14 protein-coding genes and 2 pseudogenes are annotated in these 16,297 nt (G+C 39.7%); 11 read left to right on the top strand and 5 right to left on the bottom strand.

Annotated features, from left to right (window positions below; translation table 11 throughout):
* Positions 1-56 precede the first annotated feature (56 nt).
* Together H5058_RS13710 and H5058_RS13705 are read right to left on the bottom strand one after the other, a co-directional pair.
* Complete coding sequence (locus H5058_RS13710; protein ID WP_182678625.1) at positions 57-443, bottom strand: hypothetical protein; 387 nt, start codon at positions 441-443, stop codon at positions 57-59.
* Positions 444-726: 283 nt separating this feature from the next.
* On the bottom strand, positions 727-1,155 hold the full coding sequence (locus H5058_RS13705) for an Lrp/AsnC family transcriptional regulator (protein WP_011330054.1): 429 nt from the start codon (positions 1,153-1,155) through the stop codon (positions 727-729).
* Between the two features lie 190 nt (positions 1,156-1,345).
* Here H5058_RS13705 and H5058_RS13700 point away from each other — a divergent pair, with 190 nt between their 5' ends.
* Genes H5058_RS13700 through H5058_RS13685 form a run of 4 tightly spaced genes read left to right on the top strand, consistent with a single transcriptional unit; the run spans position 1,346 to position 5,960 of the window.
* A complete protein-coding gene (locus tag H5058_RS13700) occupies positions 1,346-2,551 on the top strand; it encodes an aspartate aminotransferase family protein (RefSeq protein ID WP_182678624.1) in 1,206 nt (401 codons plus the stop codon).
* 49 nt (positions 2,552-2,600) lie between these two features.
* The gene (gene astA, locus H5058_RS13695; RefSeq protein ID WP_011330052.1) at positions 2,601-3,635 is read left to right on the top strand and encodes an arginine N-succinyltransferase; all 1,035 of its coding nucleotides are present in this window, start codon (positions 2,601-2,603) and stop codon (positions 3,633-3,635) included.
* A gap of 6 nt (positions 3,636-3,641) precedes the next feature.
* Positions 3,642-5,108 (top strand): succinylglutamate-semialdehyde dehydrogenase, encoded by a 1,467-nt coding sequence (astD, locus tag H5058_RS13690; protein WP_182678622.1) that lies wholly within the window; start codon positions 3,642-3,644, stop codon positions 5,106-5,108.
* A 48-nt stretch (positions 5,109-5,156) separates the two neighbouring features.
* The gene (locus tag H5058_RS13685) at positions 5,157-5,960 is read left to right on the top strand and encodes a DUF1338 domain-containing protein (RefSeq protein ID WP_086995857.1); all 804 of its coding nucleotides are present in this window, start codon (positions 5,157-5,159) and stop codon (positions 5,958-5,960) included.
* Between the two features lie 442 nt (positions 5,961-6,402).
* Here H5058_RS13685 and H5058_RS13680 read toward each other — a convergent pair whose 3' ends face one another.
* Complete coding sequence (locus H5058_RS13680; RefSeq protein ID WP_182678619.1) at positions 6,403-7,683, bottom strand: flavohemoglobin expression-modulating QEGLA motif protein; 1,281 nt, start codon at positions 7,681-7,683, stop codon at positions 6,403-6,405.
* Positions 7,684-7,829: 146 nt separating this feature from the next.
* Between H5058_RS13680 and H5058_RS13675 the strand changes: the two genes are divergently transcribed.
* The 7 genes from H5058_RS13675 (at position 7,830) to H5058_RS13645 (ending at position 14,633) form a co-directional block, all read left to right on the top strand.
* Positions 7,830-8,105 (top strand): DUF3081 domain-containing protein, encoded by a 276-nt coding sequence (locus H5058_RS13675; RefSeq protein WP_182678617.1) that lies wholly within the window; start codon positions 7,830-7,832, stop codon positions 8,103-8,105.
* The gene (locus H5058_RS13670; protein ID WP_086995851.1) at positions 8,086-8,388 is read left to right on the top strand and encodes a hypothetical protein; all 303 of its coding nucleotides are present in this window, start codon (positions 8,086-8,088) and stop codon (positions 8,386-8,388) included. The genes H5058_RS13675 and H5058_RS13670 overlap by 20 nt, the downstream gene beginning before the upstream one ends.
* Positions 8,389-8,826: 438 nt before the next feature.
* Entirely contained in the window at positions 8,827-9,402 is a 576-nt protein-coding gene (gene betI, locus H5058_RS13665) for a transcriptional regulator BetI (RefSeq protein WP_086995886.1), read from the top strand.
* Position 9,403: 1 nt separating this feature from the next.
* Positions 9,404-10,867: a betaine-aldehyde dehydrogenase gene (gene betB, locus H5058_RS13660; protein WP_182678615.1), complete on the top strand. Its 1,464-nt coding sequence runs from the start codon at positions 9,404-9,406 to the stop codon at positions 10,865-10,867.
* 12 nt (positions 10,868-10,879) lie between these two features.
* A complete protein-coding gene (gene betA / locus H5058_RS13655; RefSeq protein ID WP_182678613.1) occupies positions 10,880-12,547 on the top strand; it encodes a choline dehydrogenase in 1,668 nt (555 codons plus the stop codon).
* 156 nt (positions 12,548-12,703) lie between these two features.
* Positions 12,704-13,921: a BCCT family transporter gene (locus H5058_RS13650; RefSeq protein WP_058375019.1), complete on the top strand. Its 1,218-nt coding sequence runs from the start codon at positions 12,704-12,706 to the stop codon at positions 13,919-13,921.
* A gap of 10 nt (positions 13,922-13,931) precedes the next feature.
* Entirely contained in the window at positions 13,932-14,633 is a 702-nt protein-coding gene (locus H5058_RS13645; RefSeq protein ID WP_182678611.1) for a TorF family putative porin, read from the top strand.
* A 59-nt stretch (positions 14,634-14,692) separates the two neighbouring features.
* Here the strand turns inward: H5058_RS13645 and H5058_RS18515 are convergent.
* A pseudogene (locus H5058_RS18515) lies at positions 14,693-14,829 on the bottom strand (EAL domain-containing protein); the annotation flags it as partial.
* A gap of 101 nt (positions 14,830-14,930) precedes the next feature.
* Positions 14,931-16,175 (bottom strand): annotated as a pseudogene (locus H5058_RS13640) (hydrolase); the annotation flags it as partial.
* Positions 16,176-16,297 lie beyond the last annotated feature (122 nt).

Raw genomic sequence — 16,297 nt, 5'->3', positions numbered from 1 at the left:
ATTATTAGTGACAAGTTTAACGCATTTACCCGAGCAAAAGATAAGTAATTAAAATATTACAAACTTACGCAGTCAATAAACTTTTCTGCGACTAAGCTAACCGGTGTTTTTTTATCGTAAAATGCTGCGTTATGCGCCGTTAAAAACTGTGCGCATTTTGCTTTTGATTGATGAAACTTAAGTTTACAAGAGTCAACCGTTTTCCCTAAAACCTGCTGATAAACTGCATCATCACACATTGAAAGTGCAAATTGTGAAGCCCCAGTAATAATCTCATCTATGCTCACCGAGTCTGAGGCAGAATCTGAGCCTAGCTTATAAAATAAATCGCTATATTCTTTAACTTCAATAGTTTTGTTTGTATTAAAAATGGCGGCATGAACACTAAGGTAATAGCCACTCGCTATAATTAGTAAAACAATGGTGCTTATAATAACTTTCACAATTTGTCCTTATTAGATCAGCAAGTTGCTGACTCCTTGGCAGAGCGGCTAATGAAATAAACTACCCAATGTACTGTAAATTGATTGCTATTAATTGAATTAAAAAGGGAGAGTAATATTCAACTTTCCTAAGTTTATTTAAACAGTCCTTGTTTACAAAGTACAAGCTAATAGTATGCACTTTCATGACATTAGAGCTTGTACTCTATGCAATAACTTTATTATAAATTGCTTGCTATATCAATGCGTAATCGCCACCTGTTTACATTTTTATACAACAAACCTAGCGCTTAAATTTGGTTTCTAAGATTACAGATGAAGTAGTGCGTTCTACGCCATCTAGGTTGCCAATATCATCGAGTAAGTGGCTAAGTTGTTCTAAATTTTGTGCTTGCACAACTGCTATTAAGTCAAACTCGCCACTAATAGCATAGAGCTGCGATATAGCATTAATTTGCTTTAACTCTAAGTTAGTTTTAGTCGTCAGTTTTTGCCTTACTTTAATAGACACATGGGCGGCTACCATACTATTTAAAAAGTCATCACCGTAATCAACGCTGTAACCTTTAATTACGCCACTTTCCTCTAGCTTTAACATGCGGCTTTGTACCGTTGAGCGCGATAAATTAAGGTGCCTAGCTAAATCTGAAATACTCGCTCTGGCATTGGTTTTTAAAATAGATAATAGCTTTTCGTCTTGTGGAGTTATCATAATGCACAAACCCTTCGTTAATTTGACTTTTATTCTAATCATTTTTCACAAAATAGCACTGCAAATTTCATTCGCAACCTTCGATAATGACACTTATAACAAAAAACACAGTGTTTACTGAAGAATACAGGCTAAGTTCTTCTTTGTTTTAGCAACACTTTTTAAGTAGCCACATAATTTAGGTGTAAAAATGCAAGTAACTAGAGACTTATTTAACGATGTAATGGTACCAAACTACAATCCTTCAGCAGTTATTCCGGTGCGCGGCGTAGGTTCTCGTGTATGGGATCAAGATAATAACGAGTTTATTGATTTTGCCGGCGGGATCGCGGTTAACTGTTTAGGCCATTGTCATCCGGCTTTAGTTAGTGCACTAAAAGAGCAAGGTGAAAAAATTTGGCACTTATCAAACGTAATGACCAACGAGCCTGCTTTGCGTTTAGCTAAAAAAATGGTTGATGCTACATTTGCTGAGAAAGTGTACTTTGCCAACTCAGGTGCCGAAGCTAATGAAGCAGCGCTAAAATTAGCGCGTCGTTTTGCTCTTGACGTACACGGCGCTGAAAAAACGCAAATTATTGCTTTTAATAAAGGCTTCCACGGTCGTACCTTTTTTACCGTAACGGTTGGTGGTCAAGCAGCTTATTCAGATGGTTTTGGCCCTAAGCCTGCCGATATTGTGCATTGCGATTTTAACGACATTAGCGCGTTTGAAGCGCTTATTAGCGATAAAACCTGTGCGGTAATGATGGAGCCACTACAAGGTGAAGGCGGTATTATTTCACCTACTGACGATTTTGCACATAAAGTACGCGAGCTATGTACTAAGCACAACGCGCTACTTATTTTTGATGAAGTGCAAACGGGTGTAGGCCGTACTGGCGATTTATACGCGTATCAGGGCTTAAACGTAGTACCTGATATTTTAACTACAGCAAAAGCGTTAGGTGGCGGTTTTCCTATTGGTGCCATGATCACCACTACGGCAATCGCAGCGCATTTAAAAGTAGGCACACATGGCTCTACATACGGTGGAAATCCATTAGCCTGCGCCGTAGCCGAAGCAGCTTTTGATACAGTAAATACCCCTGAAGTACTTAGCGGCGTAAAAGAGCGCGAACAGCTGTTTCGTGATGGCTTAAATGCAATTAACGAAAAATATAATGTATTTAGTGAAATTCGCGGTAAAGGTTTATTAATTGGTGCAGCACTAAACGACAAGTTTGCTGGGCGTGCGCGCGACTTTTTAATAGCCAGTGCTAACAATGGTTTAATGAACTTAGTAGCCGGTGCGGATGTTATTCGTTTTACTCCGTCTTTAGTGATTCCGCTAGAAGATATTAAAGAAGGCCTAGAGCGCTTTGATAAAGCCGTAAGCGATGTAGTTAACGGTTAATAATAGTAAACCAGCACGCCTTTGGGCGTGCTATTGGAGCAAGTAATTAATGCAAGTATTACGTCCTATTACAGCCAACGACTTTGATGCGCTTAAGCAAATAGCAATAGAGTCTGGGCATGGGTTTACCTCTTTGCCCGTGGATGACACCCAGCTAAAAGAAAAAATTGACCGCGCTGAAAAAAGCTTTGCTAAAAACATTAATAAACCATTGGACGAGAGCTATTTATTTGTTTTAGAAGACAGTGAAACAGGTAAAGTGATTGGCACAACCGCAATAGAAGCCGCTGTAGGCTTAACTGTGCCGCTATATCATTATCATTTAGGTAAAACAGTGCATCACTCGCCTACACTAAATGTATATAATACAGTTGATATTTTGAGCATGTGTAACGACTACACGGGTTGCTCTGAAATATGCACTTTATTTTTACGTGAAGACAGCCGTACAGGCTTAACTGGACGCTTTTTATCGCGCTCGCGCTTTTTGTTTATGGCGCAGCACAGCGAACGCTTTGCCGATACCGTCATTGCCGAGATGCGCGGTGTAAGCGACGAGCATGGCCACTCACCATTTTGGCAATGGCTACAAGAGCACTTTTTTAGTATTGAGTTTCCACAAGCTGATCATTTAGTCGGTTTAGGCGACAAGGTGTTTATTAGCGAGCTCATGCCTAAGTACCCTATTTACGTAAATTTACTGAGTAAAAAAGCCCAAGCTGTGATCGGTCATGTTCATGAAAAAACCAAACCCGCGCTTAAACTCCTCGAAAAAGAAGGTTTTGAGCATCGCGGCTATGTTGACTTATTTGATGCCGGCCCCACTGTAGAAGCTAAGCTAGGTAATATTCGCAGTATTCGCGAGTCTCAAGTGTGCCCTATTACCATAGGTGAACTTGAGCACATAACACAAAACAGTTCCGACACGCTCGCTATTTGTAATCATGGTGTGAGTGACTTTAGAGCTACATTTACTAAACACGCGCATTATAATCATGCAAAGCATACGTTAATCATTAGCCAAGCAGTGGCTGATGCACTTAAGTTAAGCCAAGGAGATGCAGCACGATTCTTTCGTCTGTAAATATATATGAATACACAACTTATAAATAACCAATGGCAAGCAGGCCAAGGCCCCGCGTTTACCTCAATTAATCCAAGCAATGGCGAAACAATTTGGCAAGGCAATGGCGCCAGTGCTGAGCAAGTAAATAGAGCAATAAAAGCAGCAAGAGCAGCGCAGTTACAATGGGCCGATACCCCGCTTGAGCAGCGCATTACTATACTAGAAAACTTTGCTGCACAACTAAAAGAACACAGCGAAGAGTTTGCCGTTATTATTGCCCAAGAAACCGGGAAACCTTTATGGGAAACCCGTACTGAAGTAGGTGCGATGACAGGTAAAGTTGCCATTTCGGTAAAAGCATATAATGAGCGCACCGGCACCACAGAAAACCCAATGCCTGGTGCTAAAGCATTTATTAGGCATAAACCGCACGGTGTAGTGGCTATTTTTGGCCCTTATAACTTCCCGGGGCACTTGCCTAACGGGCATATTGTGCCAGCTATTTTAGCGGGTAACACTGTGGTATTTAAACCCTCTGAGCTTACTCCTCATGTAGCACAATTTACTTTATCGCTGTGGTTAAAAGCAGGTTTACCTGCTGGTGTAATTAACCTAGTACAAGGCGAAATTGAAACAGGTAAGGCATTGGCCGCTCACCAAGACATAGATGGCTTATTTTTTACCGGTAGTTCTAATACGGGTCATTTATTACATAAACAGTTTGCTGGCCATCCGGGTAAAATTTTAGCGCTTGAAATGGGCGGCAATAACCCGCTTATAATTAAAGACGTAAACGATATTAGCGCCGCAGTACACGACATTATTCAATCAGGCTTTATTACCTCAGGCCAACGCTGTACGTGTGCACGCCGTGTATTTATTGAAAAGTCGAGTAATGGCGATGCCATTTTAGCTAAGCTTATTAGCGCCACTAACAATATTGTAGTTGATGACAGCTTTGCAACAGAACAGCCATTTATGGGTGCTATGATCAGCGAAAAAGCAGCATTAGGTATGGTGGCTGCGCAAAATGAACTTGTCGCAAAAGGCGCTGAGGTTTTAGTTGAACTTAAGCAATTAAAACCAGGCACTGGTTTTGTCAGTCCAGGTATTATTGATGTAACTAATGTTAGCGATATGCCAGATGAAGAGCATTTTGGGCCATTAATAAAAGTATACCGTTACAGCGATTTTGACAGCGCCATTAATGAGGCAAATAACACCAGCTTTGGTTTATCTGCCGGCTTACTAGCCGATAGCGAACACGATTATAGCCATTTTTTAAAGCGTATTCGTGCTGGCATTGTTAACTGGAATCGCCCCATTACCGGTGCGTCTAGCGCTGCACCATTTGGTGGCATTGGCGCAAGTGGTAATCACAGAGCAAGCGCCTATTACGCTGCCGATTATTGCGCCTACCCGGTAGCTTCTGTTGAATCAGACAAAGTAACCTTACCGCAAACCCTCGCGCCGGGCTTAATAATTGAATAAATACAACTTAACTAACGTTAGGTATATAACAAAATTTAAGGATTTAAAATGCATACTGATGTAAATACATTATTTGATAACCTATGGCAAAACTACTTAAACGTAACGCCATCGGCAGACAAAATTCATGATCTATTAGGTTCAACGCAAAAAGATGACATTATTAACGATCATATTGCTCTGCGTACCTTTAACATTGAAAAAGTGGGCTTAGAAAAGCTGGCAGCACACTTTTTAGCTTTAGGTTATAAAGAATGCGGTGAGTATCACTTTGAAGCTAAAAAGCTATACGCAAAGCACTACGAGCATAGCGATTTAACACAGCCAAAAGTATTTATTTCTGAGTTGTTGGTCGATAAATGCTCTCCTGAGTTACAAGCAATTGTAAATGATATGGTAAGCCAAATTGACGAAAGCGCAGTGACTGCCGATAACTTTTTATACTCAGGCACGCACTGGCAAGTAAGCACAGACACTTATAAACAACTTCTTGCCGAGAGCGAATATGCAGCGTGGATGTCGGCATGGGGTTATCGAGCTAATCACTTTACGGTAAATATTAATACCCTTGATAAGTTTGATAATATTGAAGATGTTAACCAAGCACTAAAAGATGCAGGCTTTACACTTAACAGCTCAGGCGGCGAAGTAAAAGGCTCGCCAGAGGTATTACTTGAGCAATCGTCAACCCTTGCTGATGAGTACTCAGTGAGCTTTAGCGATGGTGAAATGAGCATTCCTAGCTGTTTTTATGAGTTTGCTATTCGCTACCCTAAAGCCGATGGCGAGCTTTACACCGGGTTTGTAGCAGCCTCTGCCGATAAAATTTTTGAAAGTACCAATGCGCGCTAACTAGCCTGCATTTAGTCACTCTTTAAAAAGCCCGTAAAGGGCTTTTTTTATGCCTATTTAACATCAACTCTGGTGAAGAGATTTACTAACGTAACGGCGCTTCGATTAATTTCACTTATCGATAAGATGATTTAAATTAACAACCCAAACTACTGTTTTATATTAACTTAAATTAATTCCACGTTATTTAAAATTAACTATTGCACCAATTAAAAACACGTTTTATTATTTCGCCGTTTCTTGATTATAATCAATCCGAGTAGATTACAAACCTAGTTTGTAGCAAGGCAAATCAGCAACTACACGCCAAGTTTTAACTGGCTAATTGCTAACAAAATTTCCTCAACTATAGTTACGTTGGCTTGTAACTATATACTTAAACGCAGTTGCTCATTCCAACTGCGTTTTTTTTGCTTTAAGGGAGACAAGCTCTCTGTGGTTATTATAAAAACAGCGGCTTATAATCGTTTTCTAATTGTTCAAACGACAAGTCACCAATAAAGCGCCCAAAACTGAGCCAAGTTGCTAAACCGCGTAAGTCTTTAAAGTGTGGCGGTACAAACTTAGGCGATTCGATTACTCCTAAACTATGCAGTTGCGTAATCAGCCTAAAGTCATCAATCGATATTTTTCCAACCAGTAATAAAGGCAGTTGATCAATTCGGCCCAGTTGTATGGCAACCCGAATCAAGTTGTACACCAAAACAAAGCCTTTAATGTAGGCAATGTCTTTAGTAAACGGCAAACCTGTGGGTGTACTGCCCCTAAATACACGCTGAGCTAGGGTATAGCTTTCATCTTGCGATAATCCTTGCGCTACATAATCGCGGTAAATATCAACAAATTCAGCACCATCAATTACCTTGGTTACCGCTTGAATACGGTTAACTAATTTAGATAAGCGCCGTGGTGTTGATTTTAAGGTAATAATTTCGGTTAATACCGCAAGGCCCTCTTGGGTCACTGTTGAGCTTGGCGTGCCTTTACTTAAACAGGTTAAGTAAGGTTGCGCTAGGCCATTTTGCGTCGTGCCTACGTGTATCCAGCCTTCGTGCACTTCTAGAATATCGAGTTCACGCTGCGAAAACTTCACATCTGTATTTAGCTTAATATTATTAGCCCCAGCTGCTGCATCGCTCACTATGCCATCGCTTAGCATTACCTCTACGTTGATCCCTACCATACTGGCATTAACTTGCTCAGATAAAATACGCACAGCATCGCTTGCTGCTATATTTTTAGGATCGTCTGGCAGTATATCGGCAATTAATAAGTTTTTAAGCGGCCGCTCTAACATGTTTGCCAGCTCAGTAAGTGAAGGCTCACCAGCATGAAACAAATCTTTAGGGTGCCCAAATAGCTCTACTGATAGGTCATGAAATTCAGGCGTTCCTCGATATTCCAGCATGCTTAATACGGTTTTATACTCGCTGCACATTTTTCCCATATATTGAGCTATTGGGTTTAGCTGTCCTAACTGGTTAATAATGTTACGCTGCAAAGTAGAAAACGCTTGGCGTAGTTCGCTGGGCACAAATCCTAAATCGCGCTGCTGATAATATGCACGATCGATAACTGGATTTTTTTGACATTTTTGTCTAAAAAATTCTTCTTTAATTTGTTTATCCCAATTAATCGCATCCAGTATTCTTATAGGTGTTTGCAGGGCAACTAATTGATCTGATAATTCACGAGTTTTAAGTAGTAACGCCTTGTCTATCATGGTGTAAGCTCAACAAATAATGAATTGTGAGCATAATTTAAAATAACCAAATTACAAAGTAATATCATCATTTTTTAACCATTGTTTTTAAGATGATCGGACCACATATCTAAAACGTATATACTTGCAAAGTTAAGGATTAATTAATGAAAAATGAAATCGACAACAAGCAAATTTTAGCTGTGTATGAACGCATAATACAACGCGGCGAAATGCAGGATGATGCTAAGCATTATCAAGGCGTTACCGCGTATTCAGACGCAGACGGTTATACCATTTATTTACAAGGCAGCGGGGTAGAACTGCGCTTTGGTTTTCATAATACGTATCATCTTGATTACGAACATGAAAAACAAAAAGATGACTTTTTAAAAAAATTACACAATATTGCCAATGAAACCAATGCTGCCACCCAGGCTTAAAAAACGCGCCACTAGCAAGCTCAATACTTCCTTTATTACGCAAGTAATTATTGAGCTTGAAGCTAATCCGCACAAGCTCGAAATTATTCGCCACAACCTAGCTTACTACCGCACCCAAACTCATTTAAAAAAAGGCTTTCTTCTCGCTATTGAGCGATTTGACTGGGTGTTTGCAGCATGTAATAACGTGGATGAAATTTGCGCACAAATTATGGCCGATGACTACATTGGAAATCGTCTTAGGCGTTATCCTCTTTTGTTCAAAGGTATATTAACGCCTTAAATAAAGCTGTAACAATACCTCTGCTTTGTATATATATTAACCCTTCTTGCTTTGCTATATTTACATTAACTTTATAAAACTAGCCTGTTGTTATAATTATATCCATTGCAATTTTGGCTATATAAACAGCAACACATACCGTTAGTGCTCTAATGATTACCGTACTAAGCATATTATTTGAAATTATTTACATTTTATTTCTTAGTAAAAATAACCCTCACTTACCTCACTATAAAATAACGCATAAACTATTGTTTTTAAATAATATAAATTAAATTAATTGTTTGTTATTTACGTATGCTAGATTACCTTTTTTGTTAATATTTCATCTATATTTAGGCATCCGATCATTTACCTGCGCCTTGAATTGTTAGAGCTATTACCTTAAGCTTATGTTTATTGAACGGTCAATTAATAATAAATATGCCTAAAGTTGGAATGGAACCTATAAGACGTCAGCAGCTAATTGACGCAACAATTGAGTCGGTTGCACAGCGCGGTTTACAAGCAACCACTATTAACAGTATTAGTAAAAATGCGGGATTATCCTCTGGCATTATTAGTCATTACTTTGGTGGTAAGCAGGGATTAATTGAAGCAACGGTCAGGTATTTACTTACGAGTTTAAAACAGGAGCTTGTTTGCAAGCTTGAAGCAAATACCAACGCGACGCAGCGCTTAATGTTTATTATTGAAGCTAACTTTGCACTTGTGCAACAGCGCTCAGACACTACACGAACTTGGTTGAGCTTTTGGGCACAATCAATGCACGATGCCGAATTACACCGGCTACAAAATGTAAACAGCAAACGCTTGCAAAGTAATTTAGCATTTTCATTTAAGCAATTAATGCCCACTGAGCAAGCAAAACAAGCTGCCGAACTTAGCGCCGCCATGATCGACGGCCTATGGTTACGCGCAGTACTTAGTAAATCAAACGAACATCAGTTTAATCACAGTGAAAAGCTAGCAAAAAGTTATGTGCATTCACTCATCAAGCAATATGGAGCCTAGCGTGACAACACCTGTCTATCAAAATTTTATTAACGGCCATTTCCTTGCAAATAAAAGCGGCAAAACATTTGATGTAACTAACCCTGCTACGGGTGAAGTTATTTATGCAGTAGAAATTGCTGACGAGTTTATTCAAAACGCTGCCATTGCAAGTGCAAAGCAAGGTTTTGCGCAGTGGTCGGCCATGTCGCCTATTGAGCGCAGTCGCATTTTACTCAAGGCCGTAGCAATTTTACGCGAGCGCAATGATGAGCTAGCGATGGTAGAGGTACTTGATACCGGCAAACCAATGCAAGAAGCAAACTGTGTAGATATTGAAACAGGCGCTGATGTTATTGAATTCTTTGCTGGTTTAGCACCGGCACAAGTTGGCCAACAACAAATGGTTGGCAGCGACTTTTACTATACCCGTAAAGAGCCTTTAGGTATTTGCGCTGGTATTGGTGCGTGGAACTACCCGCTACAAATTGCCTGTTGGAAATCGGGCCCTGCTCTTGCCGCTGGTAATGCGTTTATTTTTAAACCATCGGAAGAAACACCACTTGGCGCAATTAAGCTAGCTGAAATTTTTGTAGAAGCTGGCGTACCCGCAGGTGTATTTAATGTAGTACAAGGCGCAGGCGATGTAGGCCAATGGCTAACACAGCATACTGATATAGATAAAGTGTCGTTTACTGGCGAAGTGGGTACAGGTAAAAAGGTAGTTGCGAGCGCTGCGGGATCTTTAAAAGATGTCACCATGGAGCTTGGTGGTAAGTCGCCATTAATTGTATTTGATGATGCCAATATTGAACAAGCAGTAAGTGCTGCAATGTTAGGCAACTTCTATACTCAAGGCGAAGTGTGTACTAATTGTACCCGTATTTATGTTCATAAAAATGTATATCAACAATTTATTGATGAGCTTAAAACCCGTACTGAACAAAATATTATTGCCGGCGATCCTCAAGATTTAAATACTAACTTTGGCGCGCTAATTTCTAAAAAGCATCAAGACTTAGTAATGAGCTACGTTAATAAAGGTATTGCAGAGGGCGCAACGCTACTAACAGGTGGTACAACACTTTCACCTGCATCTGCACCTAACGGCTACTTTGTTGCCCCTACTGTGTTTATTGATTGCAACGATGACATGACCATAGTCAAAGAAGAAATATTTGGCCCAGTAATGAGCGTGCTGGTATTTGATGACGAAGACGATGTGATTAAACGTGCAAACGGCACTCACCTTGGTCTAGCTGCAGGTGTATTTACTAGCGACATTAAGCGTGCACACCGTGTTATTCATCAACTACAAGCGGGTATTTGTTGGATTAACGCGTATGGTAACTCGCCTGCAGAAATGCCAGTGGGTGGTTACAAGCAATCGGGCATTGGCCGCGAAAACGGCATAGAAACCCTCGATACTTACACGCAAACTAAATCTGTTTATGTTGGTATGGCCGACATAGAAAGCCCATTTTAAAGGATACTGATTATGAGTAATTCGTATGACTATATTATTGTGGGCGCAGGCTCTGCAGGTTGCGTGTTAGCAAATCGCTTATCGGCCGATAAAAACACCCGTGTATTACTACTAGAAACGGGTGGCAGTGATAAAAGCATTTTTATAAAAATGCCTACCGCGCTTTCTATTCCAATGAATAGCGATAAGTACGCGTGGCAGTTTCATACCCAACCTGAGCCGCATTTAGACAACCGAGAAATGCATTGTCCGCGCGGTAAAGTACTCGGTGGTTCGTCATCTATTAATGGCATGGTGTATGTACGCGGCCATGCAAAAGACTTTGACGAATGGCAACACAATGGCGCAAACGGCTGGGATTATCAGTCGTGTTTACCGTATTTTCAAAAAGCAGAAAGCTTTTACTTAGGTGAAAATAAGTACCGTGGCGGTAAAGGCCCGCTGGGCGTTAATAACGGTAACGAAATGAAAAACCCTTTGTACAGCACCTTTATTAAAGCGGGCATTGAAGCGGGTTACGCACACACTAACGACTACAATGCCTCGCAGCAAGAAGGCTTTGGGCCAATGCACATGACGGTAAAAGACGGTGTACGTAGCTCAGCCGCGCGTGAATATTTAGACCCTGTTAAATCGCGTAGTAATTTAACTATTGTTACCGGTGCACTTGCCCAGCGCATTATTTTAGAGGGCAAAAAAGCCACTGGTATTGAATACAAAGTAAATGGCGAAGTTAAAACCGCTGTTGCTGCAAAAGAAGTGATATTAAGCGCCGGCTCTATTGGCTCGCCACATATTTTACAACTGTCGGGTATTGGCGATAGCGAAGTGCTTAAAAAAGCAGGCATTGAGGTAAAACACCATTTACCCGGTGTAGGGCAAAACTTACAAGATCATCTTGAGTTTTACTTTCAATATAAGTGCAAACAACCTATTACCTTAAACGGTAAATTAGGGTTAATTTCAAAAGGTTTAATTGGTGCACGTTGGTTATTAACCCGCAAGGGTCTGGGCGCTACAAATCACTTTGAATCATGTGCTTTTATTCGCTCTAAGCCTGGAGTTGAATGGCCAGACTTGCAATACCATTTTTTACCTGCCGCAATGCGCTACGACGGACGTAGTGCCTTTGACGGCCATGGTTTTCAGGTGCATGTTGGACATAACAAGCCTAAAAGCCGCGGCAGCGTTAATATTGCATCGGCTGATCCTGAGCAACCACCTAAAATTGTGTTTAATTACCTACAACATCAAGATGACATTGAAGGCTTTAGAGCCTGTGTACGCCTAACTCGTGAAATTATTGAGCAAAGTGCCTTTGATGATTATCGCGATGAAGAAATTCAGCCAGGTAAGCATATTCAAACCGATGCAGAAATAGATGCCTTTGTACGTCAAACGGTTGAAAGCGCTTATCACCCTTCTTGCTCTTGCAAAATGGGTGAAGATGAACTGGCAGTCGTTAATTCAAACACCCAAGTACATGGGATTGCAGGTTTACGTGTAGTTGACTCATCTATATTTCCAACCATACCAAACGGTAACTTAAACGGCCCTACCATTATGGTGGCCGAAAAAGCCGCTGATATTATTTTAGGTAATAAGCCACTAGCAAAACTCAATGCATCTGTAGCAATGAGCGCTAACTGGCAAACAACACAACGTAATAGCAAGATATAAATTAAGCCACTGGCAAAGGTTTAGCTACTTAGGTAGTTAACCCTTTGTGAGGCTCGCCGTGGCTCACGATATAAATTGGTTATGTTGTGTTAACGCGAGAAAAAACAATAAACGGAGTATTTATGAATTACTTTTATTTATTTTGGGAGGGCGATAATGACTATTTGGCTTAGTGCTGGGATTATTTTCACCTTATTAGCTGTAATCGCTATTTTATTTAAATGGGGCAATGTACGTGTTGTTGGCGTAACGCCTGTTAGAACATTTACCTTTATAGCCATATTATTTACCTCAGGCCTAGATGTTGGCCTTATTATGTTTCCGTTAACCGAATTTGCCGGTTATGCAGACATAAAAGCAAGCCCAGAGTACGCATTTGCCAATCCGCTAGCTATTGAGTTTGGCTATTGGGGGTTTTTAATCTGGGGATTTTACTTTCTTACGTGCTTTTATTTCTGTGTAATAGAACCTAAAGTTAAATTTTTCGACATTCCTTGGGTTAAGTTTATTAATAACGTTGTCATCATTGGCACCTGTGCATTTACTGCTTACTTACTACTGACTAATTTACCTTGGTACTTACCCGATTTAGGCGATGGCTCAAGTGTTATTCCGGTGTTTTATTTAATTGTGTTGGCTGCAATATCGTTTGCTGCCTACTCGAGTACCGACATTAAGTATGTACGTATTTTAAGTATTTCTACTACTTGGATGTTTTTAGCGCTCATTGCCTTTATGTGGGCGGGTGCATTTGTATTTGGTGACAGTGAATTGTCTGCCTTTTCGAATAACTTAGGCGCTATTGGTACTTATTTTGCCAATATTAATGAATTTGTTTTACCGCTAAATGACTACCATGAGTTTTATTTATTTTGGTGGTTTGCATGGAGCATTATGATAGGTCAATTTACTGCACGTTTTGTCGGTGGATTAAGAACTTACCAGGTATTGGCTGCAATGTTGATTTTCCCATCAATTCCAATTGCTATCTGGTTTAGTGTGCTTTATCACTACCACGAAGCTGGTATTCCTACCGAAGGTATTAAAAACTTTGCCATGGTATTTGTTGGTATTATTTTTGTAATTAACTCTCTTGATTCGCTTATCCGGTTATACACAGATAACTTAAACTTGACGGTTAAACGCTTAGGTAAATTTAAATACTTAACCATGAATATTGTTGCTTTGTCGTTGTTAACATTACTATTTAAGTTAGAGTTTTTGCAAATTCAATGGGTTGGCGCATTAGTTATTGCCTTGTTCTTTATTTGTATTGCTTATATTGGCTACAACAAATTAAAAACGGTGAACGACATTATAGGCTCACCAAAAGCAAACAAAATTGATTACACCAAAATTGAAAATATGAGCTAGGAAAAACACTATGCATAATAAACTAAAACAACTTTTTATCGCTTTACCTTTTACACTTTTATCTACAACTGCAGCGGCTAATTGGTCAACAACCATTACTGCAGCTTCTGACTATACTTTCAATGGTGTAACGCAAACAGATAACGACCCTGCAATTCAAGCAAGCCTAGATTACGCATTTGATAACGGTGTGTATGCAGGTATTTGGGCCTCTAATGTAGATTTTGGTGATGATACTGATTTTGAACTTGATGCTTATGTAGGTAGATACATTCAGCTTGATGAACACTTTAGTGCTGATTACGGTATTGCTTATTACACTTACCAAGGCAATAACAGTGATGGTAATTATGGCGAAGCCTATACAAAATTTGGCTATGCGAGTGATTATGGCCAAACAGAGCTTAACTTTTGGTATAGCTGGGACTACTTTGGCAGCGGTGCAAGTCATGTTATTTCAATGATCGCCCATACTTATGAACTTGCGCCTAACCATGCACTACGTGCAAGTTTTGATATTTCAAACTCATTAGACGGTAAAAAATACGCGTGGGATAGTAATGAAAAAAAATCTTACAACCATTACCGCTTAGCATACCAAACTAGCTATGAAGGCTTTAATATTGAAGTTGCCGCTGAAAACACCAGCTTAGATTACGACTACGCAGATGAGCGTCTAGTATTGGCCGTATCACGTACGTTTAATTTATAATCTTAATTAAATGAATGCTATTTATTAGCAAAAAAGTGCCACTTAAGTTAAGTGGCATTTTTACTTTTATTTGCTTGAGTAATAAAAGATCGAGCAATTTTAATCACATCTATAGGTAAATCAGCCAAAGTACTTACAAAGCTAAAACCAGTGCAAAATCATCAATGGCAATCGTAATACCCTTTTTACATAGTTTTCAAGCTATTAAATTATTAAAGCATCTACTTTTATAAGCGTTGATAAACTTATCCAAACCATCATCCTTGCTAGCCCTACTCGAGTTGTTTTTTACCTTACTTAAAGCTGCCATGCGTAACTGACTTTAGTAAAAAAGGTGCGCTGGTCGCGCTCAAAGCTTTTAAGTGATTCATCTTGGTAACCTTTATCTGAATACCCTAAGTAAAATAATGTTTGCGCATTAATTTTGTACGAATAAACGAGTTGGCTGCCGTAATCTTTATTAGTTTGGTTCACTTGATAAAAATAAGCATTTTCGTTGCGATCAATATCTTCAAATTGCCAAATAAGCTTTAGCATTGAGCGCATATTAAATTTATAGTAAAGCCTAAAATCAATTAGGTTAGCTGTAAAAACACGCTCCCCTTGTAGGTTGTCTAATTGGCTGTAGCTATGCTTTATGTCAACTTGCCAATGATTTTTTATATCCCACACCGCTTGAGTTTGGGTATCAAAGGCGTCACCTAGTTGCTCATTACTGTAGTCAATGCGACTTCCGTATTCAACATACAAAGACAATCTGAGATCTTTTGTTGGTTTAAATCCGCTGTAAATATAACCAATGTTTTGATTATAAAAATTAGTGTTATAATTTTCATACCTATGTATCAGCCCTATTTCGAAAATAGACTGTTTTTGGCCTTTAAAGCTTAAATAACCTTCGTACTCTTGCTCAAGTAAATCGCCATTTTTCGCCCAAGTTTTATCCCAATCAGCTACATATGACCAAGAGGTAACTAAATCATTTTCATCTCGATACCAGGTTTGCCCGCCTCCTAAAATAACTTTTTCGTAATCGACCTTAGCTTGATAGCCTAAATCGGCACGATAATCTGCGCCAATATTTTCGTACTCTGCAAATAATTTATAATCGCGTTTATCGCGGGTGAGCTTAATTGCATACGCTTTATCGGATTGTGTTTGTGACAGGTTATAATTTTCAACTAAAAATGCTGAGTTGCGGGTATCACTGCTCGCAACTTGATAACTTAAGGTGTCTGATTGATTAAACCAGTAACTACCGTCAACTGATAAAACCGTATTGCGATAGTCATCACCTTCACGATGCGTACTTGAAATCCCTACAGTGCCTTGCTGGCCAATATCGTACTGGTAACGCGCCACTGCCACTTTGGTATTTTCGTTTAAGCTTGCAAATCCTGAGCCCTGATTAGTTGGCAGTAAAATATTGCTATTGTCGTCATCGGCAAACATCACCGCATAACTGTGATTAGCTGTTTTGCCGGTTAATTTAGCGCCTAGATTAGGCTCTACAATGGTGCGAGTATATAAAAGCTCAAATAAACGTAAGCGCGCATTTAAGCAGTGCGCTTAGCTATAATCGAAGTCTAGCTGCACATTCCACGGCATTAGGTCGGTAAAATCATCATCACCCTCATCTCGATTCGGCAACGCTTTAAATAAAT

It is taken from the genome of Pseudoalteromonas sp. SR45-4 (assembly GCF_014163535.1).
GTDB classification, from domain to species: Bacteria; Pseudomonadota; Gammaproteobacteria; order Enterobacterales; family Alteromonadaceae; genus Pseudoalteromonas; species Pseudoalteromonas nigrifaciens.
This window is presented reverse-complemented; position numbering and strand designations above follow the sequence as displayed.

Coding starts and splice junctions, on each gene's coding strand:
- H5058_RS13705 (WP_011330054.1), bottom strand. CDS start 1,155: ATGATAACTCCACAAGACGAAAAGCTATTATCTATTTTAAAAACCAAT.
- H5058_RS13700 (WP_182678624.1), top strand. CDS start 1,346: ATGCAAGTAACTAGAGACTTATTTAACGATGTAATGGTACCAAACTAC.
- astA (WP_011330052.1), top strand. CDS start 2,601: ATGCAAGTATTACGTCCTATTACAGCCAACGACTTTGATGCGCTTAAG.
- astD (WP_182678622.1), top strand. CDS start 3,642: ATGAATACACAACTTATAAATAACCAATGGCAAGCAGGCCAAGGCCCC.
- H5058_RS13685 (WP_086995857.1), top strand. CDS start 5,157: ATGCATACTGATGTAAATACATTATTTGATAACCTATGGCAAAACTAC.
- H5058_RS13680 (WP_182678619.1), bottom strand. CDS start 7,683: ATGATAGACAAGGCGTTACTACTTAAAACTCGTGAATTATCAGATCAA.
- H5058_RS13675 (WP_182678617.1), top strand. CDS start 7,830: ATGAAAAATGAAATCGACAACAAGCAAATTTTAGCTGTGTATGAACGC.
- H5058_RS13670 (WP_086995851.1), top strand. CDS start 8,086: ATGCTGCCACCCAGGCTTAAAAAACGCGCCACTAGCAAGCTCAATACT.
- betI (WP_086995886.1), top strand. CDS start 8,827: ATGGAACCTATAAGACGTCAGCAGCTAATTGACGCAACAATTGAGTCG.
- betA (WP_182678613.1), top strand. CDS start 10,880: ATGAGTAATTCGTATGACTATATTATTGTGGGCGCAGGCTCTGCAGGT.
- H5058_RS13650 (WP_058375019.1), top strand. CDS start 12,704: ATGACTATTTGGCTTAGTGCTGGGATTATTTTCACCTTATTAGCTGTA.
- H5058_RS13645 (WP_182678611.1), top strand. CDS start 13,932: ATGCATAATAAACTAAAACAACTTTTTATCGCTTTACCTTTTACACTT.